The sequence below is a fragment of the Methylobacterium oryzisoli genome (genome assembly GCF_046557895.1).
GTDB classification, from domain to species: domain Bacteria; phylum Pseudomonadota; class Alphaproteobacteria; order Rhizobiales; family Beijerinckiaceae; genus Methylobacterium; species Methylobacterium oryzisoli.
On the sequence record NZ_JBKIBX010000066.1, the window covers coordinates 1 to 23,452 of the forward strand.

Below are 23,452 nucleotides of genomic sequence, written 5' to 3' on the forward strand. Positions count from 1 at the left end.
CCGCCGGTCACGTCCTGGCCGGCGGCGCGGGCAACGACGTCTATCTGGTCGGCAACCAGGACGTCAGGATCTCCGAGGTGGCGGGCGAAGGCGACGACGAGGTCCGCACCGCGCTGACCAGCTATTCGCTCCTCGGCAATCCCGCTGTGGAGCGCCTGACCTACACCGGTGCCGACGCTGCCAGACTGGACGGAAACGATGACGACAACGTCATCACGGGCGGAGGGGGAAACGATCTGCTGAATGGAAATGCCGGTGATGACAGGCTCGAGGGCGGCGCAGGGAACGACACTCTGATCGGCGGGACCGGAGCCGACCAGTTCTTCGGCGGAGACGGCCTCGACACCGTCAGCTACGCCGACAGGACGGCGGGCATGACGCTTTATCTACAGGGTATGCAGGCTTTCGGAGGCGAAGGCGACACCTTCGATGGCATTGAAACTGTCCTCGGCACCAACTACGGCGACGCGTTCATCAGCGGAAGTCATGCTGATACGATAGACGGAAGCGGTGGCGTTGACATGGCTAGCTACGCTTTGTCGAGCTCGGCGATCAACATAAATTTGCAATCGAGAATGAATATGGCGGATGCTGCTGGAGACGAATTTAAAAATATTGAAGTCATTCAAGGGACAAGCTTCAACGATACCTTTACAGGTGGCAGCAGCAACGAGATCTTCATCGGAGGCGGCGGCGCCGACCAGTTCGATGGCGGGACCGGGTTCGACAGTGTCTGGTATACCACAAGCACGACCGGGGTCACAGTCGACCTCGCAACCGGTGTGGCCGGCGGAGCCGATGCGGCTGGCGATACCTTCACCGCGATCGATCGCCTGATCGGTTCGAATCAGGGCGACACCTTGACCGCACCCGCTCAAGGGATGTGGCTCGAAGGCGGCGGAGGAAACGACACGATCGTCGGCGGCGCGGGCGCGGACAACATCTTCGGTGGTCTCGCGCCATCGACCGATCTGGGCGCGGCCGGCACCGTTCCGACAGGCCCACAGGCCGATGCGATCCACGGAGGTGGGGGGAACGATTACCTCTACGGTGCCTCGGACGATGCAGGGTCGCAGATATTCGGCGATGATGGAGATGACACGATCCATGTACAGTCTGCCACCGCTCATGGGGGCTCCGGCAAGGATGTCTTGGTAGGCAGGTCTGGCGGATATACTCTATATGGCGACGGAGGCAGAGACGAGATCAATCTGAACTGGGATGGCGACGCTGATGGAGGAGATGATGGAGATACTTATTATGTGCGCTCACTCGTCGGTGGGCGCATCAACGATACTGGCGCGGCAGGTACGGATATTGTCGTAATGGCAAATGCGACAAATAAATCCTATATATCATTTTCCCGAAAAGGCGATAATTTGGAAGTTGTAGCCGTATCAGATCCGAGTCATGGAATCATAGGCAGCACTTCGGTTGAAATTGTCAATTGGTATGCAGGAAATCGATCAATTGAAGGCGTTGTAGCCGCAGATGGAAGCATTGCGCAATTTCCGACATAATTTGTACGGCGTGATCGGAATATGAAACCGATATTGAAAATATCAAATACGAGAATGATATCAGATTCCCTTGATCCTTTCTGGATGTGGGATGGTTTCGGCTCATGCGTGCGGAGCCTGCGGCACCGTCACGCGGGCTCGCCGATACTGGTTCTACTTCGATGAAGCAGGCAAAGCATCAAGGCGTTTGGCTTTTAACAGAAAATCCACCGTTCCTCCGTAGGGTCAGGAAGCAAAGGAGGTGACCATCATGTTCGATCTGGTAGCACAAACGGCCCCGTTACAGCGAAGCAATCGCGCCAACTGGGTAACGCCTGGCCAACCTGTGTCGACTGACGAGCCCCGCCAGAGCCTCGAACAGGCAATCCACGCGGCGTTCGAGGAGGCACTTCAGCGCCAACGCGAAAGGGCTGGCAGGGACGCGGAGCATGCTGCATTGATGGCAGCTTTTGCCGACCGATCGAGAAACATCTTCTATGTAACCAATATCCAAGCATTAGATTATGAGCAAACGAAGAGCCATATCGAATTATCCAAATATTATATTGAAAAGAGCGAGACTGATAAATTTGATTTCAGGGGAGCGGACGGAGACGTAGAGGTGAATGACATCAAGGATTATTTGAGACGTTTGCTGATAAGAGAGAAAGAATTCACAAACGACGGAACGTACACGCCAACGATCCTGACCAAACAGAAATCCGCAATTTCCGTTGCGGTAACGCTGCTTCAGAAGGACGGGCCGGCTTCCTCGCTGCCGGCCACGTCCTGATCGGCACCCATCGCGTACGGCCCCAGGGGGGCTCAGCGGTCGGTCGCCGCCTTCCGCTTCGGGCGTTCGCCTCCGCTTACGTCCAGGTTGCCATCATCGCCGGCTCGGTCGCTGTCAGCACTTCCGTAACCCTAACCGGGCGATCCTCCAGCCTCGTTCGTTCGTGAGGCCGGCGATGGTGCTGCGTCAGGTTGCCTTCCCGTCCGGCCCGCGCGGGCCGGTGCTCTCCTCGGCCGTAGCGCTGTGGCTGGTCGCTGCCGCGGCAGCCTCCGCCGAGACGGCGCCGGTGCCGCCTGCCCCGGTTCCGGCCGCCGCCGCTCCCGCGGAAGCACCGCGCCCACCTGAGCCCACCAAGCCCGACGCCGCCAAGACCGATCCGGCCAAGACCGACCAAGCCAAAGCGGAACCTGGCAAGTCCGAGTTGGGCAAGTCCGAGTTGGGCAAGTCCGAACCGGGCAGGTCCGCACCCGCCCAACCAGCCCTCGCCCTTCCGGCCCAGGATGCGGCGGAGCCCGCCGAGCCGCCCGCAGCCAAGCGCGTCTCGCGCGAGTTGCCGCCGGTGGTGCTGGCGCGGATCTCCCAGGACCCCACCCCGACGCTCGCGCCCTCGACCTTCCTCGACACGCTGCGCATGGCCGACCGCTACCAGGCGATCGTCCAGGCGGGGGGCTGGCCGAGCGTGCCGGCGGGCCTCTCGCTCAAGGCCGGGGACCGGCATGCCGCGGTGCCGATCCTGCGCCGCCACCTGACCCTGACCGAGGATCTCGGCCCCGACGCTCCGGCCACCGACCAGATGGACGAGGGGCTGGTCGCGGCCCTCAAGCGCTACCAAGTGCGGCATGGCCTGCCCGATACCGGGCTCCTCGGCCCCATGACCGTGAAGGCCCTCAACGTGCCGGCTGCGACGCGCCAGCGCCAGCTCGCGGCCTCGGCGGCGCGGCTGATGGGCTCGCGCTTCGCCTTCGGGGAGCGCTACGTGGTGGCCAACATCCCCTCCGCCACCGTGGAGGCGGTGGAGCGCGGCGCGGTGGCGCGCCGCTACGTCGCCGTGGTGGGCAAGCCCGACCGCGCCTCGCCCGCCGTCGAGACGAGGATCACCAACGTCAACTTCAACCCGACCTGGACCGTGCCGGTGTCCCTGATCAAGAAGGACATCATCCCGCACATGCGCAAGGATCCGGGCTACCTCGCCAAGATGCACATCCGCATGCTCGACGGGCAGGGCAACGAGGTGCAGCCGACCGCGATCGACTGGTCGACCGAGAAGGCGGTGAACTACACGCTGCGCCAGGACCCGGGCTTCGACAACTCGCTCGGACAGGTCCGCATCGACATGCCGAACCGCCACGCGGTCTACATGCACGACACCCCCTCCAAGGGCCTGTTTTCGCGCACCGCCCGGTTCCACTCCTCCGGCTGCGTCCGGGTCGCGGAAGTGAAGGGGCTGGTCGCGTGGCTGCTGGAGGGCACGCCCGGCCCCGGCGGTCCCGGCACGGTCTGGGGGCCGATCGAGATCGAGACCGGCATCGCCACGGGCGAGCGGCGCGACATCAAGCTCGCGAAGCCGGTGCCGGTCACCTTCGTCTATCTGACGGGCTACGCCACGCCGGACGGGCGCGCGCACTTTCGCGATGACGTCTACGGGCTCGACACGGAGGCGCCCGCGAAGGCCGCGCCCGACGTGCCGACCACCGCCTCGATCGGCCCGCGGGCGCCCGTCCCGGCGGCGAAGCCCGCACCGGCAACGCCGGCCCGGGTGACCAGGGACGGCAAGCCGGCGGACGCCAAGCCGGCGGACGTCAGATCGCCCAGCGCCAAGCCGCCGGTCGCGGAGGCGAAGTCCGCGCCGCTCCCGACTGCCCCGAAACCGGACCGGACGCTGCGGCCGGAGGCTTCTCCCCGGACCTGATGCCGCAAGGCAAATTCCGTCCTGACCGGGACGGGAACAATCCGGCCTCGCTCGAATTGGCGAGCGAACGGCGCGCCGTGCGAGGCGCCCGACGATCCGGAGATTCTTCATGGCCCGTTCCACCAAGGCCGCCCCGGCGGTCCGGACTTCGCGGGGTCGCGCCGCCGAGCCGAAGTCTGCGCAGCCCAAGACCGCCGCTGCGGATGCGCGCGTGCGCGTGACCGCCGAGCGCCTGAACACGCCCTCCGACCTGTCGCCCGAGGCGTCCAAGGAGATCGCCGAGGGGCTGACGGTGCTCCTCTCGGACTTCCTGGCCCTCTATCTCAAGACCAAGAACTTCCACTGGCACATCAGCGGCCCGCATTTTCGCGATTACCACCTGCTGCTCGACGAGCAGGCGGCCCAGATCCTGGCGGTCACCGATGACGTGGCGGAGCGCGCCCGCAAGATCGGCGGCACCACTCTGCGCTCGCTGGGCCAGGCATCCCAGAAGGCCCGCATCGTCGACAACAACGCCGACTACGTCGACCCGCTCGACATGCTCGCCGAGCTGCGCGACGACAACAAGGTCACCACGTCGCGCATGCGCGAGCTGCACGAGCTCTGCGACGAGCACAACGACGTCGCCACCGCGAGCATGCTGGAGGAGTGGATCGACCAGGCCGAGGAGCGCACGTGGTTCCTCTACGAGGCGAGCCGCCGGGGCGACAACACCGGGCACTGACCCGGCTCTCCCCGCTGCATCGAATGCCGCGCGAGACCTGCGCCCCGCCCGGGCGCAGGTCTTTCGCCGTTCGGGTCCTCGGCGATCCCGTCCCGCCGCCCGATACGCCGGAGCCGGGAACTGTCGCGCGGCGTCAGCACCGGAGATCGGTCAGTCCTTCAGCGTGGACAGCACGTGAGCGACGATCGCGTTGGCATGGCCGTGACCCATCGCATGCCGATCTTTCAGCATGGCCACCAATTCCATGTGCTTCGCCGGAAGCTGATCGCGAACGATCCGCTCCCACTCCCTAATGGGGCGTCCGTACTTCTTCTCGATCGACGGGAAATACGACGCAGGTCCCTTGGTGAGTTCGGCAGCCACGCGGACATCTCGTATCTGGGTTCGACCGCGAGCAGCTTCGCCGCAAACCGGGGAGGTCGCAACTCCCGACAACGTGCCGAGGCCGGAGGATCGCCGACGGTCGCAACGGGTCGGACGCAAATCCTCGCGGCCGGCACCGGGCTCCGGGTCTGGACCGCTAGGTCTTTGAAGATGCCGCGCTTTCCCGGCGATCGACCGGTATCCACGTCACCGCAAAATGCTTTATGAACTGCGGCCCTTTCCCCGGACCGGGGACAGGGGGTGCCGGCGCCCCGCCGGACGCCGCGCGAGACGACCGCCCTGATGACCACCCGCCTGCCCGTCACGCTCCCCGATATCGGCGACTTCTCGGAGGTCCCGGTCGTCGAGATCCTGATCAAGCCCGGCGACCGCATCGCGGTGGACGATCGGCTCGTCACCCTCGAATCCGACAAGGCGACGATGGAGGTGCCCTCGCCGGTGGCGGGCGTGGTGGCGGAGATCCTGATCGCGGTTGGCGACCGGGTGTCGGCCGGCATGCCGCTGCTCACCGTCGACACCTCGGGCGAGACCGCCGCCCCGCCGACTCCTGCGCCCCAGGCCCCGGCCGACTTGCCGGTTCCGCCCGCACAGGCCCCGGCTGCGACTGCGCCGCTCGCGGCTCCGGCCGCGGACGGGGTCCATGCCAGCCCCTCGGTGCGGGCCTACGCGCGGGAACTCGGTCTTTCGCTCAGCGCGGTGGCCCCGAGCGGCCCGGCCGGGCGGATCCTGAAGGAGGACGTGCAGGGCTACGTCCGCGGGGCGTTGAGCGCGCCCGCCCCGGCGCCCGCGCCGGCCAGCGGGATCGGCGCCGGGCTGCCCGCCTGGCCGCAGGTCGATCCCGCGAAGTTCGGGCCGGTGCGGCGCGAGCCGCTGTCGCGCCTGCAGCAGCTCTCGGGCCCGAATCTCGCCCGCAACTGGCTCACCATCCCGCACGTCACCAATTTCGACCACGCTGACGTCACCGAGACCGAGGCCTTTCGGCGCGAGCTGAACGGCGCCTCCTCCGCCGTGAGGGTGACGATGACGGCCTTCCTGATGAAGGCGGCGGCCGCAGCGCTGCGAACCTATCCCCGCTTCAACGCCGTCCTCGACGGGCCCGACCTGATCCTCAAGGACTACGTCCACGTGGGCTTCGCCGCCGACACCCCGCGCGGCCTCGTGGTGCCGGTGGTGCGGGACTGCGACCGCAAGGGCGTGCTGGCCATCGCGCAGGAGATGGCCGAACTGGCCGCGCTCGCCCGTGCCGGCACCCTGCCGGGCAGCGCCATGCAGGGCGGCTGTTTTTCGGTCTCGTCGCTCGGCGGCGTCGGCGGGGACGGCTTCACGCCGATCATCAACGCGCCCGAGGTGGCGATCCTGGGCGCCGCGCCCGCGCGCATCCAGCCGGTCTGGGACGGCACGCTGTTTCAGCCGCGGCTGATCCTGCCCCTGAGCCTGTCGTGGGACCACCGGGTGGTGGACGGCGTGGCGGCGGCGCGATTCCTCGCCCACGTGGCGGGCGTGCTGACGGACATCCGGCGCGCGGCGCACTGAGAGGGCGAGGGTGAACTACCGGCACGCCTTCCACGCCGGCAATCACGCCGACGTCCTCAAGCACCTCGTGCTCACCCGCGTGCTCGCCTACCTGCAGCGGAAGGCGGCGCCGTTCCGGGCCATCGACACGCATGCGGGCATCGGCTTCTACGACCTGACGGCCGAGGAGGCGGCGCGCACGGGCGAGTGGCACGACGGCTGGGGCCGGCTCGCCGCGCCGTTCGACGCCGCCGTCGAAGCGCTGCTCGCTCCCTACCGGGAGGCCGTCGCCGCCGTGCAGGCCCGGCACGGCCCCGAGACCTATCCGGGCTCGCCCGCGCTGATCCGCGAGTTCCTGCGGCCCGGCGACCAGGGCGTGTTCGTGGAGCTGCACCCGGCGGACGGGGTGCTCCTGCGCGAGCGCTTCAACCGCGATCCGCGCACCAAGGTGATGGCGCTGGACGGCTGGACGGCGCTGCCGGCCCTGATCCCCCCGAAGGAGCGGCGCGGCCTCGTGCTGATCGACCCGCCCTACGAGGTGCCGGGCGAGATCGACCGGCTCGGCCGCGACCTCGCCCGCGCGGTGGCCAAGTGGCCGACCGGCCTCTACCTCGCATGGTATCCGATCAAGGACATCGGCGCGGTCGACCGCATGGCCGCGCGCTTGAGCGCCGCCCTCGACCGGCCGGCCCTGCGTCTCGACCTCCTCATCGACCGGCCGGACGACCCGGCGCGCCTCTCGGGCAGCGGGCTCATCGCGGTGAACCCGCCCTTCACCCTCGCCGAGGAGATGGACCTCGCGATGCCGGCCCTGGCGGAGCGGCTCGCGCGCGGGGGCTACGGGGCCTTCCGCTGCGAGACGATCGGGCGGGCCGCCTGAGCCGTCGAGCGGCGGCGGATCCGGTTCCGGCCGGAGCGCCTCACTCGTCGTCGCCGAAGAGATCGCGCCCGGGCTCCTTGCAGCGATAGCCGATGAAGCAATCCGGGTTGTCGCGCGTCGGCACGAAGGCGCGCGAGGTGATCTCGGTCGGCTCGCAGAAGCTGCGGTCGCGCACGAAGCGGTCGAAGGTCTGCCCGCCCGTGCCGAGCACCAGGGCGCCGCGGGCCGAGACGATGCCGGCGGCTTGGCTGCACAGCATCGTCACGGTCGACGGGCGCTGCGCGGCGGCCGGCGTCGCAAGTCCGGCGAGGATCAAGGCCGCCGCGCCGCGCCGCGCGATCATCACAGGAGAATGGGCCACCTTCAGCACCTCCGGCGTCGAGGCACGGACAACACCGCTATACTGCCGGGGTTCGCATCGGGATTACAGAGATCATGCGAAAATGCCGCGGGCCCGAGGATCGACCGCTCCCGGATGCCCGGTTCTGCGACCCGGGACGCGCCCGCGCCGTCCCGGGCCGGGGATTGCGCCGCCGGCCCGGTTCCGGGACAACGGTGATCCCCCCGGCGGCCCCAGCGAACGCGGCCCGCGAGAACCGTCAGACCTGAGCGATGTGCGAACTGCTCGGCATGAGCGCGAACGTGCCCACCGATATCCGCTTCAGCTTCGCGGGCCTCGCGCGCCGCGGCGGTGAGACCGGCCCGCACGGGGACGGCTGGGGCATCGCCTTCTACGAGGGGCGGGGCTGCCGCAGCTTCCACGACCCGGAGGCGAGCGCCCGCTCGGAGATCGCCCGGCTGATCCGCCAGTACCCGATCAAGAGCCGCATCGTGGTGGCGCATGTGCGCCGCGCCAACCGGGGCCGGGTGGCACTGGAGAACACCCACCCGTTCAGCCGCGAATTGTGGGGCCGCACCTTCACCTTCGCGCATAACGGCCAGCTCAAGGGGGTGAAGCGGCTCTCCCTCGGGCGCTTCCGGCCGGTGGGCACCACCGACAGCGAGCACGCCTTCTGCTGGATGCTCGGGCGGCTCGAAGCCCGCTGGAAGACGCTGCCGCGCCCGACCCTCCTCGATGGCGCGGTGCGGACGCTCGCCGCGGAGCTGCACGCGCTCGGCGTGTTCAACATGCTGCTCACCGACAGCCGCACCCTCTACGCCCATTGCGGCAAGCGCCTGTGCTACCTCACCCGGAGGGCGCCCTTCGGCACCGCCACGCTGATCGACGAGGATTGGTGCGTGAACTTTTCCGAGGAGACGACGCCGCACGACATCGTGACGGTCGTCGCCACCCAGCCCCTCACCCGGGACGAGCGCTGGATCGACTTGGTGCCCGGCACGGTCCTGGCATTCCGCCTCGGGGTTCCGGACGGCGACGAGGCGGGCGCGGCCGTCGGGGGCTGAGATCTCCCGCAAGGGGATGGGCTTTCCGGAGCGCGGTTCGCGACCCACATCCGAAGAGGCGCCGGGAGGCACGATGCGCGAGACGAGAGCAGACCGGGCAGGACACGGCGTCCGTGCCCCAGGCAGTCGGATGCGGCAGCCATGACGACGCATGACACCGGGCCCGAGAGGCCGCAGGACCTGCGGCCCGGCCTCTCCGCCACGATCCGCAGCCATCTCGGTGACCAGCTGCGCGTCGCCTACGAGGCGCTCGGCGACGCCGATCCCAGCGGACGCTTCGCCGAGCTGATCGCCCGCCTCGAAGCGGCGCTCGCCGTCCAGGGCGAGGTGGTGCGGCCGGAGTTCCGCGACGGCCTGCTCCAGGCGGTGCCCTCGCTGCGCGCCTTCGCGCTCTCGCTCACCAGCAACACGGCGCGCGCCGACGACCTCGTGCAGGACACCCTGCTGAAGGGCTGGCAGCACCGGGCGCGGTTCCAGCCGGGCACCAACCTGAACGCGTGGCTGTTCACCATCCTGCGCAACATCTTCTACTCCGATCACCGCAAGCGGGTGCGCGAGGTGGAGGATCAGGACGGCTCCTACGCGGCCCGCCTCGCCACGGCTCCGCACCAGGGCGACCGGCTCGACGTCGAGGACCTGCAGAGCGCGCTCGCCAAGCTGCCGCCCGATCAGCGCGAGGCGCTGGTCCTGGTCGGGGCCGAGGGCGTCTCCTACGAGGAGGCGGCCACGATCATGGGCTGCAAGGTCGGCACCGTGAAGAGCCGGGTCAGCCGCGCCCGCAACCGCCTTGCCGAACTGCTCGGCTACGACGAGGAGGACCTCGGCACCGACCGGCTGATCCAGTCGGCGATGCCGAAGGACGCCTGATGGTCACGCCGTCCCGTCATCGCCGCCGACGGCTCAGGTCTGCATCGTAATTAGGCACAGACCCACTGAACCGTTTTGCCGGTCGCGGAGTTACACCCGCCGAATGCCGCTTCGCTCGACCGAGGCGGACTGGACCGGAACGGAGATTCAGGATGATGAAGACCAAGACGCTGATCGCTGCCGCGGCTCTCGCCCTCACGCTGCCGGTGGCCGCGCAGGCCCAGGGCCTCGTGCGCGGCGCCGAGCGCGGCGCCCAGGAAGGGGCGGACGCGGCCGGCCCGATCGGCGGCATCGTCGGTGGCGCGGTCGGCGCGGCCACGGGTGCGGTCGGCGGTCTGCTCGGCGTGGACGACCGTCCGCGCTTCCGTGAGTACGCCACCAGCCGCCGCGTGCGCTCCTACGACTACAACGGCGACATCGCGGTCGGCACCGTGCTGCCCTCCTCGGGCGTGACCTACTACGAGGTGCCTGCCGAGTACGGCGTGCGCGGTCGCCGCTACACGGTCGTGAACGACCGCGTCGTGCTGGTCGACCCGGGCAGCCGCCGCATCGTTCAGGTGATCGAGTAAGCTCAAGGCCGGCGCCGCCTCGGGCGGCGCCTCCCTTCGACACCCGGTTCGCCACCCGGCGAGCCGGGTTTTCTTTTTCTTCCCGCACGAACAGGTCGACGCTCGTCGCAAGCTGCCCCAGGACCGGACGACGCAACGATCGTCGGGATCAATCGTTGATCAGGACACTTTTCGCGCGAGGACAGCGGAAAGCCTCACCTGATCGTTGCGGCGCGCAAGGCCCACACGATCGAGGTCATGACGCCATCCGATTGTCCGACCGAGCATCAGGGATCGATCATGGAGACCGACGACGCGAGCAACGCCCGCACGGCTCCGCTGCCGGAGCGGGTGCGCGACCACCTCGCCCAGCAGCTGCGGGCCACCTACAACGCGCAGGCCGGGAAGCCGGACTATCTCGGCGATCCCGCCCTGCCGTCGGCGTTCGACCCGCAGTTGCGCCGGCTGGAGCGGCGCCTCAAGGCGCAGGAAGCAGGAGCCGACGCCGTTGAGGCGGCTTTGCGCGACCTCACCGGCGGAAACGACGCGCGCTGAGCGGCGCTTGCCGTCCCGGCGACGCCCGGGCGGACCATGACGCCATGGGCCGCCTTTGCGCCACGCTGTCCCCAAGGTAACCTGTGCCGGTTTCGAGACCGGGAGGCCGTGATGGCCGGTTGGGACGCGGCCCAGTATCTCAAATTCGCCGAGGAGCGCACGCGCCCGGCCGCCGACCTGCTGGCACGAATCCCCCTGTCGGCACCCGGCCGCGTGATCGATCTCGGCTGCGGGCCGGGCAACAGCACCGAACTGCTCGCCGCCCGCTTTCCCGAGGCCCACCTCACGGGTGTCGATTCCTCGCCCGACATGCTGGCCGAGGCCCGCCGCCGCCTGCCCGGACATCCCTTCGTTCAGGCCGACGTGGCGCAGTTCGCGCCCGAGGCGGCGGCGGACCTGCTCTTCGCCAACGCGGTGCTGCAGTGGCTCCCCGATCACGCCACGCTGCTGCCGCGGCTTGCCCGGCATCTCGCGCCGGGCGGCTGCCTCGCGGTGCAGATGCCCGACAACCTCGACGAGCCCTCGCACCGGCTGATGCGCGCGGTGGCGGCGGAGGCGCCCTTCGCCGAGGCCCTCGCGGCGGCGGCCGCCTCGCGGACACGGCTCGGCAGCTTTCACGACTACGACGCGTGGCTCACCGCGGCGGGCTGCACGGTCGAGATCTGGCGCACCACCTACGTGCATCCGCTCGCGGGCCATCGCGGCATCGTCGAGTGGGTGAAGGGCACGGGGCTGCGCCCCTTCCTGGCTCCCCTCGACCCGGACGCCCAGGCGGCCTTCCTGGCCCGCTACGAGGAGGCGCTGGCGGAGGCCTACCCGCCGCAGCCCGACGGGCGGGTGCTCCTGCCCTTCCCGCGCCTGTTCGTGGTGGCGCGGCGGGTGCGCTGAGGGCGGCTCACTCCACGGCCCGCAGGCTCGGCTTCGTGCCGCCCGGCCCGGCCGCGTCGAGCGCCCGGCGAACGGTCGAGCGCGCCGCGTCGATGGCGATGCCGGCGGCCGTCAGGGTGCGGTCCTCGGTCGGGCGGTTGAGGGCGTAGCGGGCGATGTTCGCCGCGAGATCGTCGATCTCGGCGGCCATCTCGTCGAGAGCCGCCCGGTCGGTGCTGCGCCGGGCCTGGGAGCGGAGTTCGAGCAGGCGCGCGGTGGCGATCTCGACCCGCTCGCGCCGCAGCCGCGACAGGCGCTGGCTCAGCCACGCGAAGGCGGAGCCGAGGCCGCCGCCCAGGAAGGCCACGAGGTAGATCCAGGTCTCGTAGCGCTCGATGAAGCCCTGCTGCTCGCGTTCGTAATAATCGATGGCGCCCGGATGGATCGGCAGCTTGGCGCTCGTGGCGGCGGCGTTGTCGTCGTAGGCGGGCGCCGCCACGGCATTCGCCGCCGGCACCGCCTCGGCGAGGCCGCTGCGCATCTCGAACAGGTGCTGCGTCACCTCGGCGGCGACGTTGCGCGCGAGCGTGGCCCGCGCCATCAGGCGGTAGGAGGTCCCGATGGTGCTCACCGCCTCCTCCGGGATCTTCGGATTGCCGCCGAACAATCCCTCCGGGACGGTCACGGCCTGGAGCCGCGGCAGGCGTTCGATGAGCGCCTGCGCCTCCGAAACACCCACCAGCGTGACCTTGCGGTTGCGGCTGGCGTTCTGGACGATGCGCAGGATCCGCATCGCCGCCGGCGTGGTCGGCGTCGTCAGGATCACCAGGGCATCCACGCGCTTGGCCGCGAAGGCCTCCGGCAGGTCCTGCTCCTCGACGCCGACCAGCGCCACGGAACGGGCTGCCACCGGACCTGGGCCGGGTTCAGTCGCGAGGCTCAGGCCGTAATGCTGGATCACCCGCTGAATGACGGCCTGGTCGGCGGGACGCTCGGGCAGGAAGGCGAGCCGCTTGCGCGCGAGGTCCGAGAACGTCTTGATCCCGCTCTGCTCGGGCGTGGCGACGATCATCGCCTGCTCGCGCAGGATCGCCAGGGTGAGGCCGTTGTTCGGCAGCGCCACGTCGGGCCGCACCACCGCGAGGTCCGCCCGCCCGTCCTGGAGCGCCGCGGCGCTCTCCTGCACCCCGTCGAAGGACAGGATCTTGAGCCGCAATCCCTTCTGCTGGGCCGCCAGCGCGTCCGCGTAGGCGCGGATCAGCACCGGTTCGGTGCCGCCGCTCGGGGCGACCGCGATGGTGAGCGTGGTGGCGCGCGAGACGTAGAAGGCGAGCCCGGCCGCCGCGGCGAGCACCACCGCGATGATCAGGAAGACCACCTCCCGCCGGAAGGACACGCCCCGCATCCGATCGACCCGTTCACGCGCCACATGTCGGGCCGTCGCGGCCCACGACGGAAACCCTCATGGTCAGCCGGAGTTGCGAAGAATGATGCGGCAGTTGATGTCTCGGGCCGCGGCACGCTTGCTCAAATGCCGGCCGGTTCCGCGGCGAGCAGGCTGCGGTCTCGGGGCGTCCCAGCGGAGTCGTCCCGAGGCCCTTTTGCTCACGGACGCTCGGCCGTGATCATGTAGTTCACGCCGGTGTCGCGGGCGGCGCGCCAGACGTCGCCGAGGGGATTGTAGACGACCCCCGTCAGATCGGTGACGCGAAGCCCTCCGGCCTCCACGTCCCGGGAGAGTTCGTCCGGCGTGACGAACTTGTCCCAGTCGTGGGTCCCCTTCGGCAGCCAGCCCAGCACGTACTCGGCCCCCACGATGGCGAGGGCGAAGGAGCGCATCGTCCGGTTGATGGTCGCCGCGAACAGGAGCCCCCCGGGCTTCACCGCCGCGCAGGCGGTGCGCATGAAGGCGGTGCGGTCGGCCACGTGCTCCACCACCTCCATGGCCAGCACCGCGTCGAACCGCCCGCCCGCCGCGACCACAGCCTCGATCGTCTCCTCGCGGTAGTCGACGGGCACGCCCGCCTCCTCCGCGTGGGCGCGCGCGACGCGGATGTTGGTCGGTGCCGGATCGAGGCCCGTGACGGTGGCGCCGAGCCGCGCCAGGGGCTCGGAGAGCACGCCGCCGCCGCAGCCGATGTCGACGAGCGCCAAGCCGTCGAGCGGCGCGGCCGAGTGCGGATCGCGGCCGTGGTGCCGGCAGAGGGCGTCGCGGATGTAGGTCAGGCGGACCGGGTTGAAGCGGTGCAGCACCCGCATCGGCCCGGCCTCGTCCCACCACGTCGCGGCGATGCGCTCGAAGCGGGCGACCTCGTCCCGGTCGATGGAGGCGGCGGCAGGCGGGCTCATCGGCGCGGTCTCCGGGGCCGCGGGCGAGAGCGGCCGCCCACGACGTAGCGCATCGGCGCTGTCGGGCCAATCGCACCCTCGCGCGGTGCCGCGCTCAAGATTGACACCCGCCCCCGCCCCGGCTACCCGCCCGGCATCGCGCAGGCCCGCCCGCGCCGGCAACCCTACCGGTCCCATGCCCCGCTTGGTGATGAAGTTCGGCGGCACGTCCGTCGCCACGGTCGACCGCATCCGCAACGTCGCCCGCCACGTCGCGCGCGAGGTGCGGGCGGGCTACGAGGTCGCGGTGGTGGTCTCGGCGATGGCCGGCAAGACCAACGAACTCGTCGCGTGGTGCAAGGACGCCTCGCCCCTCTACGCGCAGGCCGAGTACGACGCGGTCGTGGCCTCGGGCGAGCAGGTGACGTCCGGGCTGCTCGCCATCGTGCTCGCCGAGATGGGGCTCAAGGCCCGCTCCTGGCAGGGCTGGCAGATCCCGATCGAGACCTCCGACCAGCACGGCTCCGCCCGCATCGCGCAGATCGACGGATCGCGGCTCGATGCCGGCTTCCGGCGCGGCGAGGTCGCGGTGATCGCGGGCTTCCAGGGCATCCACGCGGAGACCGGGCGCCTCACCACGCTCGGGCGCGGTGGCTCCGACACCAGCGCGGTGGCGGTGGCGGCGGCGATCGGGGCGGAGCGCTGCGACATCTACACGGACGTCGACGGCGTCTACACCACCGACCCGCGCATCGTGCCCAAGGCCCGGCGCCTGGAGCGCGTCGCCTTCGAGGAGATGCTGGAGATGGCCTCCCTCGGCGCCAAGGTGCTGCAGGTGCGCTCGGTGGAACTCGCGATGGTGCACCGGGTGCCGACGACGGTCCGCTCCTCCTTCGACGATCCCGACGACGCCCGCCCCGGCACCCTCATCTGCGACGAGGACGATATCGTGGAACAGCAGATCATCACGGGCATCGCCTTCTCGAAGGACGAGGCCCAGATCACGCTTCGCCGGGTGAAGGACAAGCCCGGCATCGCGGCCGCCATCTTCGGCCCGCTGGCGGACGCCAACATCAACGTCGACATGATCATCCAGGTCGTGTCGGGCGACGGCGTCACCACCGACATGACCTTCACGGTGCCGACGAACGATTACGAGCGCGCCCGTTCGATCCTCGATGCCCAGGCCGGCGTGATCGACTTCGAGCGGATCGAGGGCGCCACCGACGTGGTGAAGATCTCGGCGATCGGCATCGGCATGCGCAGCCACGCGGGCGTGGCCGCCAAGGCGTTCCGGGCCCTCGCCGACAAAGGCATCAACATCCGGGCGATCACCACCTCCGAGATCAAGTTTTCCGTGCTGATCGACACCGCCTATACGGAACTCGCGGTGCGCACGCTGCATTCGCTCTACGGCCTCGACAAGGCCTGACGGGTCGGACTTTCGGCCGGAGCGGAGGCACACGAGGGAGACGGCGCTTGCCCGGCGGGCGCCCGACTCGCTATACGGCCGTGACGAGGCCCGTCCCGTGGTCCCGGCCCAATGGCACCTCGCGGTTGCCCTGCGCCGGGCCCGGCTCGCCGAAGGGTGGAAGACCACACGATGCCCGCTGCGCCTGGAGGCCCGCGCCTGCTACTGCGCCGCCTCCGCGAAGCCATGGCGGAGCCGGTGGGCGCGCAGGCGCGCCTCGACCGTATCGTCGTGATCATCGCGGCCAACATGGTGGCCGAGGTCTGCTCCGTCTACGTCATGCGCGACGACGGGACGATGGAGCTGTTCGCCACCGAGGGTCTCAACCGCGAGGCGGTGCACCTCACCACCATGCGGGCGGGCGAAGGCCTGGTCGGCCTGATCGCCGCCACGGCCGAGCCGCTCTCGCTCTCCGACGCGCAGTCGCACCCGGCCTATTCCTACCGGCCCGAGACCGGCGAGGAGATTTACCACGCCTTCCTGGGCGTGCCGCTGCTGCGGGCCGGCAACACGCTCGGCGTGCTGGTGGTGCAGAACCGGACCTACCGGGTCTATTCCGAGGAGGAGATCGAGGCGCTCCAGACCACCGCCATGGTGCTGGCGGAGATGATCGCCTCGGGCGAGCTGCAGGCCCTCTCGCCGGGCACCGTCAACGCCTCGCGCCGGGCCCTCGCCCAGGCGGGCGTGCCGCTCGCGGACGGCGTCGGCCTCGGGCACGTGGTGCTCCACGAGCCGCGCATCGTCGTCAAGAACCTCATCGCCGAGAACGTCGAGCGGGAGGTGGCCCGGCTCGAGACCGCCATCGCGGAGGTGCGCTCGGCCATCGACGATCTGGTGGAGCGCGGCGACGTCGCGGGGGCGGGCGAGCACCGGGAGGTGCTGGAGACGGTGCGGATGTTCGCCCACGACCAGGGCTGGCTGCGCCGCATGCGCGAGGCGGTGCTCTCGGGCCTGACCGCCGAGGCGGCGGTGGAGCGGGTGCAGTCGGACAACCGCGCCCGCATGCTGCGCCAGAGCGATCCCTACCTGCGCGAGCGGCTGCACGACCTCGACGACCTCGCCAACCGCCTGCTGCGCCAGCTCGTGGGCGATGCGGGGGCCGGTCCGGGCGCGATGCCGGAGAACGCCATCCTGGTCGCCCGCTCGATGGGACCGGCGGCGCTCCTCGACTACGACCGCGCCCGCCTGCGCGGCGTCATCCTCGAAGAGGGCGGACCGACGAGCCACATCGCCATCGTGGCGCGGGCGCTGGGCATCCCGGCGGTGGGCGAGGTGGCCAACGCCACCGCGCTCGTCGAATCGGGCGACGCCATCATCGTCGACGGGGCCACCGGCGAGGTGCAGATCCGCCCCGGCCCCGAGGTCGAGGCGGCCTATGCCGAGAAGGCGCGCCTGCGCGCCCGGCGCCAGGAGCAGTACCGGGCCCTGCGCGACCTGCCGGCCCGGACCCGCGACGGCGTGCCGATCGCGCTCCAGCTCAATGCCGGGCTGATCGTCGATCTCTCGCACCTCCAGGAGACCGGCGCGGAGGGCATCGGGCTCTTCCGCACCGAGCTGCAATTCATGGTGGCCGAGCGTATGCCCTCGGCGGCCGAGCAGCAGGTTCTCTACGAGGCGGTGTTCGCGGCCGCCGGCGATCTGCCGGTGACGATCCGCACCCTCGACATCGGGGGCGACAAGATCCTGCCCTACATGAAGTCCCCCGAGGAGGAGAACCCGGCCCTGGGCTGGCGGGCGATCCGCATCGGCCTCGACCGGCCGGGGCTGCTGCGCATGCAGCTGCGCGCGCTGCTCAAGGCGGCGGGCGGGCGCCCGCTCCGGATCATGTTCCCGATGGTCGCCACCGTGGACGAGTTCGTCCGCGCCAAGGCGATCGTCGACCGCGAGAAGGCGCATCTCGCCCGCCACGGCCATCCGCTGCCGGAGGATTGCCGCCTCGGCGTGATGGTGGAGGTGCCCTCGCTGCTGTTCCAGATGGACGAGATCGCCGCGGCGGCCGACTTCCTGTCGGTGGGCTCGAACGACCTGATGCAGTTCCTGTTCGCGGTCGACCGCGAGAACCGGCAGGTCGCCGACCGCTTCGACCCGCTCTGCGCCGCGGCCCTGCGGGCCTTCCGCATCATCGCCGAGCGGGCGGAGGCGGCCGGCACCCCGGTCTCCGTCTGCGGCGAGATCGGTGGGCGCCCGCTCGAAGCGATGGCGCTGATCGGCCTCGGCTTCCGCGCCCTCTCGATGTCGCCGGCCGCGATCGGCCCGGTGAAGGCGATGGTGCTCGGCCTCGATGCCGGCGCGGTCGGCGCCTTCCTGGAGGCGGAACTGGCCCGGACGGGCAACGGCGCCTCGCTGCGCCCCGCGCTCACCGCCTTCGCGGAGGCGCACGGCATTCCGGTCTGACCGGCCGGCCGTCACGTGAGACCGCGACCTTCCCCTGCGATACCTGCGGGCGTTGGATGCGCCGTTCCCCGTCGCGAGGGCCTCATGGCACGCGGGGCCAGCGGCGGCCTTGCCGACCGCCGCCCACCGAGCCGGCATGACGGGGAAGGGGGTGAACGATGTGAACGGGATGCCGTTCGTGACGATCACGGTCGCGAAAAGCCCGACCGGATGGGTCATCACCATCACGATCGGGCTGATGTAGGACGTGCATCCGACAAAGAGGGCTCGCGGGCTGCCACCCGCGGGTCCTCGCCGAAAGATGGGACCACGTTGCGTGGTTCGCCACAAGGGGCGCGGCCCGCCTCCGCTCAAAGTGCAGGACGCTCGTGCGTCCGGGCGCCTCGCCAGACGGTGCAGACCTGCTATACGCGGGGCGCTTTGGGCGGCGCGAGGCGCGCCGCCGCTGCCGGATGATCCGGCCGGGACGCAAGCCCATATCCACCTGATGATCGCGATACCCTCCGACAGACTCGACGCCATCCTGGCGCGGCACGACATCGTGACGGCGACGCTCAGCGCCGGCGAGGCCGCTGCCGAGAGCTTCGTCCAACTCTCCCGCGAACTCTCCGACCTCGACGACGTGGTGGCGGCGATCCGGGCCTACCGGTCGGCGGAGGCGGAGCTGCGCGGCGTCGAGGCGATGCTGCAGGAAGGCGATCCCGAGATGCGGGCGCTCGCCGCCGAGGAAAAACCGGACGTCGAGGCGGCGCGCGACGCCGCCGCCAAGGCGCTGCAGATCCTGCTCCTGCCCAAGGACGCCGCCGACGAGAAGAGCGCCATCCTGGAGGTGCGGGCCGGCACCGGCGGCGACGAGGCCGCGCTGTTCGCGGGCGACCTCTTCCGCATGTACGCGCGCTACGCCGACCTGAAGGGCTGGAAGGTCGAGATCATCTCCGAGAGCCCCGGTGCGATGGGCGGCTACCGCGAGGTGGTGGCGGAGGTGAAGGGGCGCGGGGTCTTCGCGCGGCTGAAGTTCGAGAGCGGCGCCCACCGGGTGCAGCGGGTGCCGGAGACCGAGACCCAGGGGCGCATCCACACCTCGGCGGCGACCGTCGCGGTGCTGCCCGAGGCCGAGGACGTCGACATCCACATCAACGAGGCCGACCTCAAGATCGACACCATGCGGGCTCAGGGGGCCGGCGGCCAGCACGTCAACAAGACCGAATCGGCGATCCGCATCACCCACGTCCCGAGCGGCATCGTGGTCTTCGTCCAAGAGGAGCGCTCGCAGCACAAGAACCGGGCGAAGGCCCTCGCGGTGCTGCGCGCCCGCCTCTACGAGCAGGAGCGCAGCCAGAAGGATGCCGCGCGCGCCGCCGACCGGCGGGCGCAGGTCGGCAGCGGCGACCGCTCGGAGCGCATCCGCACCTACAACTTCCCGCAGGCCCGCGTCACCGACCACCGCATCAACCTGACGCTCTACAAGCTGGAGGAGGTGATGGCCGGCACCGCCCTCGACGATCTCGTCGACGCGCTGGTCACGGAGCATCAGGCGGCCCTGCTGGCCGCCGAGGGCCTGGGATGACGAATGCGAGGCCCGGCACGGGGGAGGACCTGACGCCGGATCTCGGCCCCGTTCAGGCCCTGGCGCGCGCCAGCGCCCGGCTCGCCGGGCGCGGCATCGAGACCGCCGCGCTCGACGCGCGCATCCTCACCCTCGACCTCCTCGGCCTCTCGGCGGTCGATCTCGCCCTGCGGGGCGAGGTGCCGATCGGCGCCGAGGGCGCCGCCCGCCTCGCGCAGGCGCTCACGCGGCGGGAGGCGGGCGAGCCGGTGGCGCGCATCCTCGGCAGCTGGGAATTCTGGGGGCTGCCCTTCCGGCTCTCGCCCGCGACCCTGGTGCCGCGCCCCGACACCGAGACGGTGGTGGAGGCCGCTCTCGCCCTGGACCTGGCGCGCGACGCGCCGCGCCGCCTGCTCGACCTCGGCACCGGCTCGGGCTGCCTCCTCGTCGCGCTCCTCGCCGAGTGGCCGCGGGCGACCGGGCTCGGACTCGACCGCTCGCACGAGGCGCTGCTCACCGCCCGCGACAATGCTGTGCGAAACGGAGTCGGCGCGAGGGCGTTGTTCGTGCAGGGCGACTGGGGCACGGCCCTGCGCGGTCCCTTCGAGGTGATCGTCTCGAATCCGCCCTACATCGCCGCGCCCGCGATCGCCGGCCTCGCCGAGGAGGTGCGGGTCCACGATCCCCGGCTCGCCCTCGACGGTGGTGCGGACGGGCTGGACGCTTACAGGGCGATCCTGGGCCAGGCACCGGAGCTCCTGGCGCCGGGCGGGCACCTCGTCGTCGAGATGGGATTCGATCAGGAAGGGGCGCTGCATGCCCTTGCGAAACAATCGGCCCTGGAGGTGATCGGGGTCCGCCGCGATCTCGCCGGCCACCCGCGCGTAGCGGTGCTGGGGCACGGCCGCGCGAGGGCGCCGGATTCCTCAAGTTTTTGATGTCCTTGCGTGCGATTTCACTTGGCTCCAAAAGCTGAACCCGCTAACGTCCCGGGGCAGATCGTGAATGGTTCGGTAAGATAGCCTGGCTAAGTTTTTGAGCGCTGTCCCAGGCGCGGAACTTGGACGATCTTCCACCACCGGGCAGACCCAGGGGCACGAAGGCAGTCCGGCTCGGTGATCCGTATCTGACAATCGTTGGGCGACCCGAACGCGCGTGAGCCCGCGGTTGAGCAGTGCACGACGGACATCGTCGCGGGGTTGCGGGCGGCTCGTAGGCCGGCCGGCGCCGCAACCGGGTTCGTCCCCAGTCCAGTCCCCTGAGTTTGTCGAACGAGGGTCAGTCTAGACCGATGAGACCAAATCAGAACAGGCGTATGCGTGGCCGCAACCGCAGCAAGGGCCCGAATCCGCTCACCCGGGCCTACGAGTCGAATGGCCCCGATGTGAAGATCCGCGGCACCGCCCAGCATATCGCCGAGAAGTACGCGCAGCTCGCGCGCGATGCGCAGGCGAGCGGCGATCCGGTGATGGCCGAGAACTATTTTCAGCACGGCGAGCACTACCAGCGCATCATCGCCGCTGCGAACGAGCAGTACCGGCAGCAATTCGGCGGCTTCGGCCGTCCCGGCTTCGACGACGAGGGCGACGAGGGCGACGACGACGGGCCGCAGGCGAACGGCTACGCGGCGGGCGGGCCGGAGGGGCGCGGCCCCAACGGCTATGCCCCGAACGGCTACGGCCATGGGGGCGAGGATTACGTCGACCCCTCGCAGCAGCCCCAGCCCTACGACAACCGCGGCGAGTCCGACAACCGGCCGGCACGCTTCGACCGGCAGGACCGTCGCGACCGGTTCCAGAATCGCGACCGGCCGCAGCGGCAGGATCGGCAGGACCGGCCGCCGCAGGAGCGCGACCATCAACGGCAGGATCGTCAGGAATTCCGGGGCGAGGCACCGCGCCAGGATTACCGCGGCGAGAAGGATTTTCGCGGGGAGAAGGACTTCCGGGGCGAGAATCGCGGGGAATTCCGCCGCGAGCGGCCCCGCCGCGAGGAACCGCGGGTCGAGGCGCCACCCGCCGAGGAGCCGGGCCTGCCGGCCTTCCTGACCAACCCCGTGCGCACGCCGGCCCCCGTGGTCGAGCCGGCGCCGGAACCCGCGCCCGCGCCGGCGGCCGAGGCCGGTGAGGCGCCCGCCCGCCCGCGTCGCCGCCGTCGCACCCGCTACGAAGGGGCTCCCGGCGAGGCTCCGGCGGAGGGCGGCGAGCTCTTCCCGCCCAAGGCGGCGGACACGCCGTCGGAGTGATTAAGAGGCGCGGAGCCCCGCTCCGCGCCTTCGCCCAAAGGGGGCAGCTTCTCGCGACGCGATCGTGGTGATCGCCGATCGAAGAGCGGGGCGCCGATGCGGCAGCCCTCGCCTTCACCTCGTCGTCGCGGTGCATGCCCGAAGGGCTTTAGCGCGGCCAGCGGGGAAAGCCGAGCACGCGGTGGCGGATGCGGCGGTCGTACCCGACCTCGCCCAAGGGCGCGAGGTCCCAGAGCCACGCGTGATCCGGTATCCCCGGATCGACACCGTAGAGAAGGTCGCTGCGCTCGATCACGCGGCCGGCCCGATCCTCCTCGATCGCCTCCACGTCGGTGATAAGACAGACCCGTGCGCGCAATCCCACGAGCGCATCGAGGTGATGCGCCACGATGCGCCGGCCGAGGGTTTCCGCGCTCCACGGGGAGCGGTCCGGCAGCCGCTCGACCGGGAGGATCGGCAGTTGCGAGAGCAGGTTGGCGGAGACGACGAGATCCGTCCCCGACGCCGCGCAGACGGGCGGAAGGGCCGGGACGATATCGTCGGCGCGCCCGCGCAGCAGAGGCAGCGCCCCGCTGAGATCCGACGTGAGGAGCGTGACGTTGGCAAAGCGGCGGGCCTGGAGGCGCGCCGTCCAGGGATGCACGGCATCGACCAGCACCACGCGCCGGAACGAGGCGGCGAGATCGGCGAGCGGCACGTCGGCGAGGAGGCCGGAGCCGAGCACCACCGCCGTGTCGCGCCCGGGTGTCGTCGCGATGGCCGCGCGCACCACGGCGCGTGCGGCCGCGAGATGCGGCGCCCAGGCGGCCCGGCACCGGCGCGCGCGCGACCGCAGCCAGACGCTGTCGCGCACGTAGCCGAAGCGGCGATGCGCGAGCGGCGCCGGCAGGGTCAGGTAGTGGACGAGGTCGACGAGCACCGAGTCACCGTGGGAAGCACGTCTCCCCTCCCCTGCTGCGGGATGACGTTCGGGAACCGATCCGGCGTGGGGCCGTTCCCAGGCAGCTTGGCAATCAGCACGGAACGGAGACGAAGATGGGCAATCTCATCCGCATCATCCTGCTCGTCATCATCCCGCCGGTCGGCGTGCTGTTCACGGTGGGCCTCGGGCTGCAGTTCTGGTTGAACCTGCTGCTGACGCTGTTCGGCTATTTTCCGGGGTTGGTCCACGCGATCTGGGTGGTGACGCGGCGCTGACGCGTCACGCCAACGCCGAAAACCCCCGTGCGCGTGGCGCCGGGGGTTTTCGGTGTCGTCGTCTGTCGTGATGTCTGGTTGCGGGGACAGGATTTGAACCTGTGACCTTCAGGTTATGAGCCTGACGAGCTACCGGGCTGCTCCACCCCGCGCCGGGGCCCTGGCGGGCGTCGCGGCGCCTGGATCCCGTGCGGGATCCGGCCGTGTGTGCTGATCGTGAGTTGAGGGATGCATGCGGCGGCGCGCTTGGCGGGTCTGGCGGTGACCGACTCTCCCGTGCCTTGAGGCACAGTACCATGGGCGCTGGAGGCTTTCACGGCCGAGTTCGA

At 70.3% G+C, this 23,452-nt stretch carries 22 protein-coding genes and 1 tRNA gene; 17 read left to right on the forward strand and 6 right to left on the reverse strand.

Going from position 1 to position 23,452, the window contains the following annotated elements; translation table 11 throughout:
- From ACKUB9_RS31995 to ACKUB9_RS32010, 4 genes are all read left to right on the forward strand, one after another.
- A partial coding sequence (locus ACKUB9_RS31995) for a calcium-binding protein (protein WP_407530289.1) occupies positions 1-1,520 on the forward strand: 1,520 nt, incomplete at its 5' end.
- A 241-nt stretch (positions 1,521-1,761) separates the two neighbouring features.
- Positions 1,762-2,292, forward strand: coding sequence for a hypothetical protein (locus ACKUB9_RS32000; RefSeq protein WP_407530291.1), 531 nt, complete (start codon positions 1,762-1,764; stop codon positions 2,290-2,292).
- 175 nt (positions 2,293-2,467) lie between these two features.
- The gene (locus tag ACKUB9_RS32005) at positions 2,468-4,201 is read left to right on the forward strand and encodes a L,D-transpeptidase family protein (RefSeq protein WP_407530293.1); all 1,734 of its coding nucleotides are present in this window, start codon (positions 2,468-2,470) and stop codon (positions 4,199-4,201) included.
- A gap of 109 nt (positions 4,202-4,310) precedes the next feature.
- On the forward strand, positions 4,311-4,925 hold the full coding sequence (locus tag ACKUB9_RS32010; RefSeq protein ID WP_407530295.1) for a Dps family protein: 615 nt from the start codon (positions 4,311-4,313) through the stop codon (positions 4,923-4,925).
- 150 nt (positions 4,926-5,075) lie between these two features.
- Here the strand turns inward: ACKUB9_RS32010 and ACKUB9_RS32015 are convergent, their stop codons facing one another.
- On the reverse strand, positions 5,076-5,288 hold the full coding sequence (locus tag ACKUB9_RS32015; protein ID WP_407530297.1) for a DUF4287 domain-containing protein: 213 nt from the start codon (positions 5,286-5,288) through the stop codon (positions 5,076-5,078).
- A 303-nt stretch (positions 5,289-5,591) separates the two neighbouring features.
- Here ACKUB9_RS32015 and ACKUB9_RS32020 point away from each other — a divergent pair, with 303 nt between their 5' ends.
- A complete protein-coding gene (locus ACKUB9_RS32020; RefSeq protein WP_407530323.1) occupies positions 5,592-6,842 on the forward strand; it encodes a 2-oxo acid dehydrogenase subunit E2 in 1,251 nt (416 codons plus the stop codon).
- 10 nt (positions 6,843-6,852) lie between these two features.
- The gene (locus ACKUB9_RS32025) at positions 6,853-7,701 is read left to right on the forward strand and encodes a 23S rRNA (adenine(2030)-N(6))-methyltransferase RlmJ (RefSeq protein WP_407530299.1); all 849 of its coding nucleotides are present in this window, start codon (positions 6,853-6,855) and stop codon (positions 7,699-7,701) included.
- 40 nt (positions 7,702-7,741) lie between these two features.
- On the opposite strand, the gene ACKUB9_RS32030 is transcribed toward ACKUB9_RS32025, so the two are convergent.
- Positions 7,742-8,044: a hypothetical protein gene (locus ACKUB9_RS32030; RefSeq protein WP_407530325.1), complete on the reverse strand. Its 303-nt coding sequence runs from the start codon at positions 8,042-8,044 to the stop codon at positions 7,742-7,744.
- 269 nt (positions 8,045-8,313) lie between these two features.
- Here ACKUB9_RS32030 and ACKUB9_RS32035 point away from each other — a divergent pair, with 269 nt between their 5' ends.
- The 5 genes from ACKUB9_RS32035 (at position 8,314) to tam (ending at position 11,963) form a co-directional block, all read left to right on the forward strand.
- Positions 8,314-9,105 carry a class II glutamine amidotransferase gene (locus ACKUB9_RS32035; RefSeq protein WP_407530300.1) on the forward strand — a complete coding sequence of 264 codons (792 nt, stop codon included), beginning with the start codon at positions 8,314-8,316 and terminating at the stop codon, positions 9,103-9,105.
- 141 nt (positions 9,106-9,246) lie between these two features.
- Positions 9,247-9,972: a sigma-70 family RNA polymerase sigma factor gene (locus ACKUB9_RS32040; protein WP_407530301.1), complete on the forward strand. Its 726-nt coding sequence runs from the start codon at positions 9,247-9,249 to the stop codon at positions 9,970-9,972.
- A 155-nt stretch (positions 9,973-10,127) separates the two neighbouring features.
- Positions 10,128-10,541, forward strand: a complete 414-nt coding sequence (locus ACKUB9_RS32045) for a DUF1236 domain-containing protein (RefSeq protein ID WP_407530326.1) — start codon at positions 10,128-10,130, stop codon at positions 10,539-10,541.
- A gap of 279 nt (positions 10,542-10,820) precedes the next feature.
- Complete coding sequence (locus ACKUB9_RS32050) at positions 10,821-11,075, forward strand: hypothetical protein (RefSeq protein WP_407530302.1); 255 nt, start codon at positions 10,821-10,823, stop codon at positions 11,073-11,075.
- Positions 11,076-11,186: 111 nt separating this feature from the next.
- Positions 11,187-11,963: a trans-aconitate 2-methyltransferase gene (gene tam / locus ACKUB9_RS32055; RefSeq protein ID WP_407530304.1), complete on the forward strand. Its 777-nt coding sequence runs from the start codon at positions 11,187-11,189 to the stop codon at positions 11,961-11,963.
- A gap of 7 nt (positions 11,964-11,970) precedes the next feature.
- Here tam and ACKUB9_RS32060 read toward each other — a convergent pair whose 3' ends face one another.
- Positions 11,971-13,347: a TAXI family TRAP transporter solute-binding subunit gene (locus ACKUB9_RS32060; RefSeq protein ID WP_407530306.1), complete on the reverse strand. Its 1,377-nt coding sequence runs from the start codon at positions 13,345-13,347 to the stop codon at positions 11,971-11,973.
- 200 nt (positions 13,348-13,547) lie between these two features.
- Positions 13,548-14,291, reverse strand: a complete 744-nt coding sequence (gene ubiG, locus ACKUB9_RS32065; protein ID WP_407530308.1) for a bifunctional 2-polyprenyl-6-hydroxyphenol methylase/3-demethylubiquinol 3-O-methyltransferase UbiG — start codon at positions 14,289-14,291, stop codon at positions 13,548-13,550.
- A gap of 175 nt (positions 14,292-14,466) precedes the next feature.
- Here ubiG and ACKUB9_RS32070 point away from each other — a divergent pair, with 175 nt between their 5' ends.
- The 5 genes from ACKUB9_RS32070 to ACKUB9_RS32090 all read left to right on the forward strand — a co-directional run bounded on the left by ACKUB9_RS32070 (position 14,467) and on the right by ACKUB9_RS32090 (position 21,926).
- Positions 14,467-15,702: an aspartate kinase gene (locus ACKUB9_RS32070; protein ID WP_407530310.1), complete on the forward strand. Its 1,236-nt coding sequence runs from the start codon at positions 14,467-14,469 to the stop codon at positions 15,700-15,702.
- Between the two features lie 171 nt (positions 15,703-15,873).
- The gene (gene ptsP / locus ACKUB9_RS32075; RefSeq protein WP_407530312.1) at positions 15,874-18,135 is read left to right on the forward strand and encodes a phosphoenolpyruvate--protein phosphotransferase; all 2,262 of its coding nucleotides are present in this window, start codon (positions 15,874-15,876) and stop codon (positions 18,133-18,135) included.
- 487 nt (positions 18,136-18,622) lie between these two features.
- Positions 18,623-19,702, forward strand: a complete 1,080-nt coding sequence (prfA, locus tag ACKUB9_RS32080) for a peptide chain release factor 1 (protein WP_407530314.1) — start codon at positions 18,623-18,625, stop codon at positions 19,700-19,702.
- Positions 19,699-20,619 carry a peptide chain release factor N(5)-glutamine methyltransferase gene (prmC, locus tag ACKUB9_RS32085; protein WP_407530316.1) on the forward strand — a complete coding sequence of 307 codons (921 nt, stop codon included), beginning with the start codon at positions 19,699-19,701 and terminating at the stop codon, positions 20,617-20,619. The genes prfA and prmC overlap by 4 nt, the downstream gene beginning before the upstream one ends.
- A 377-nt stretch (positions 20,620-20,996) precedes the next feature.
- Entirely contained in the window at positions 20,997-21,926 is a 930-nt protein-coding gene (locus ACKUB9_RS32090) for a DUF4167 domain-containing protein (RefSeq protein WP_407530318.1), read from the forward strand.
- Between the two features lie 148 nt (positions 21,927-22,074).
- On the opposite strand, the gene ACKUB9_RS32095 is transcribed toward ACKUB9_RS32090, so the two are convergent.
- Positions 22,075-22,845, reverse strand: a complete 771-nt coding sequence (locus ACKUB9_RS32095; RefSeq protein ID WP_407530319.1) for a hypothetical protein — start codon at positions 22,843-22,845, stop codon at positions 22,075-22,077.
- 116 nt (positions 22,846-22,961) lie between these two features.
- Between ACKUB9_RS32095 and ACKUB9_RS32100 the strand changes: the two genes are divergently transcribed.
- Entirely contained in the window at positions 22,962-23,123 is a 162-nt protein-coding gene (locus ACKUB9_RS32100; RefSeq protein ID WP_407530321.1) for a YqaE/Pmp3 family membrane protein, read from the forward strand.
- Positions 23,124-23,198: 75 nt separating this feature from the next.
- On the opposite strand, the gene ACKUB9_RS32105 is transcribed toward ACKUB9_RS32100, so the two are convergent.
- Positions 23,199-23,275, reverse strand: a tRNA-Met gene (locus tag ACKUB9_RS32105).
- Between the last annotated feature and the right edge of the window lie 177 nt (positions 23,276-23,452).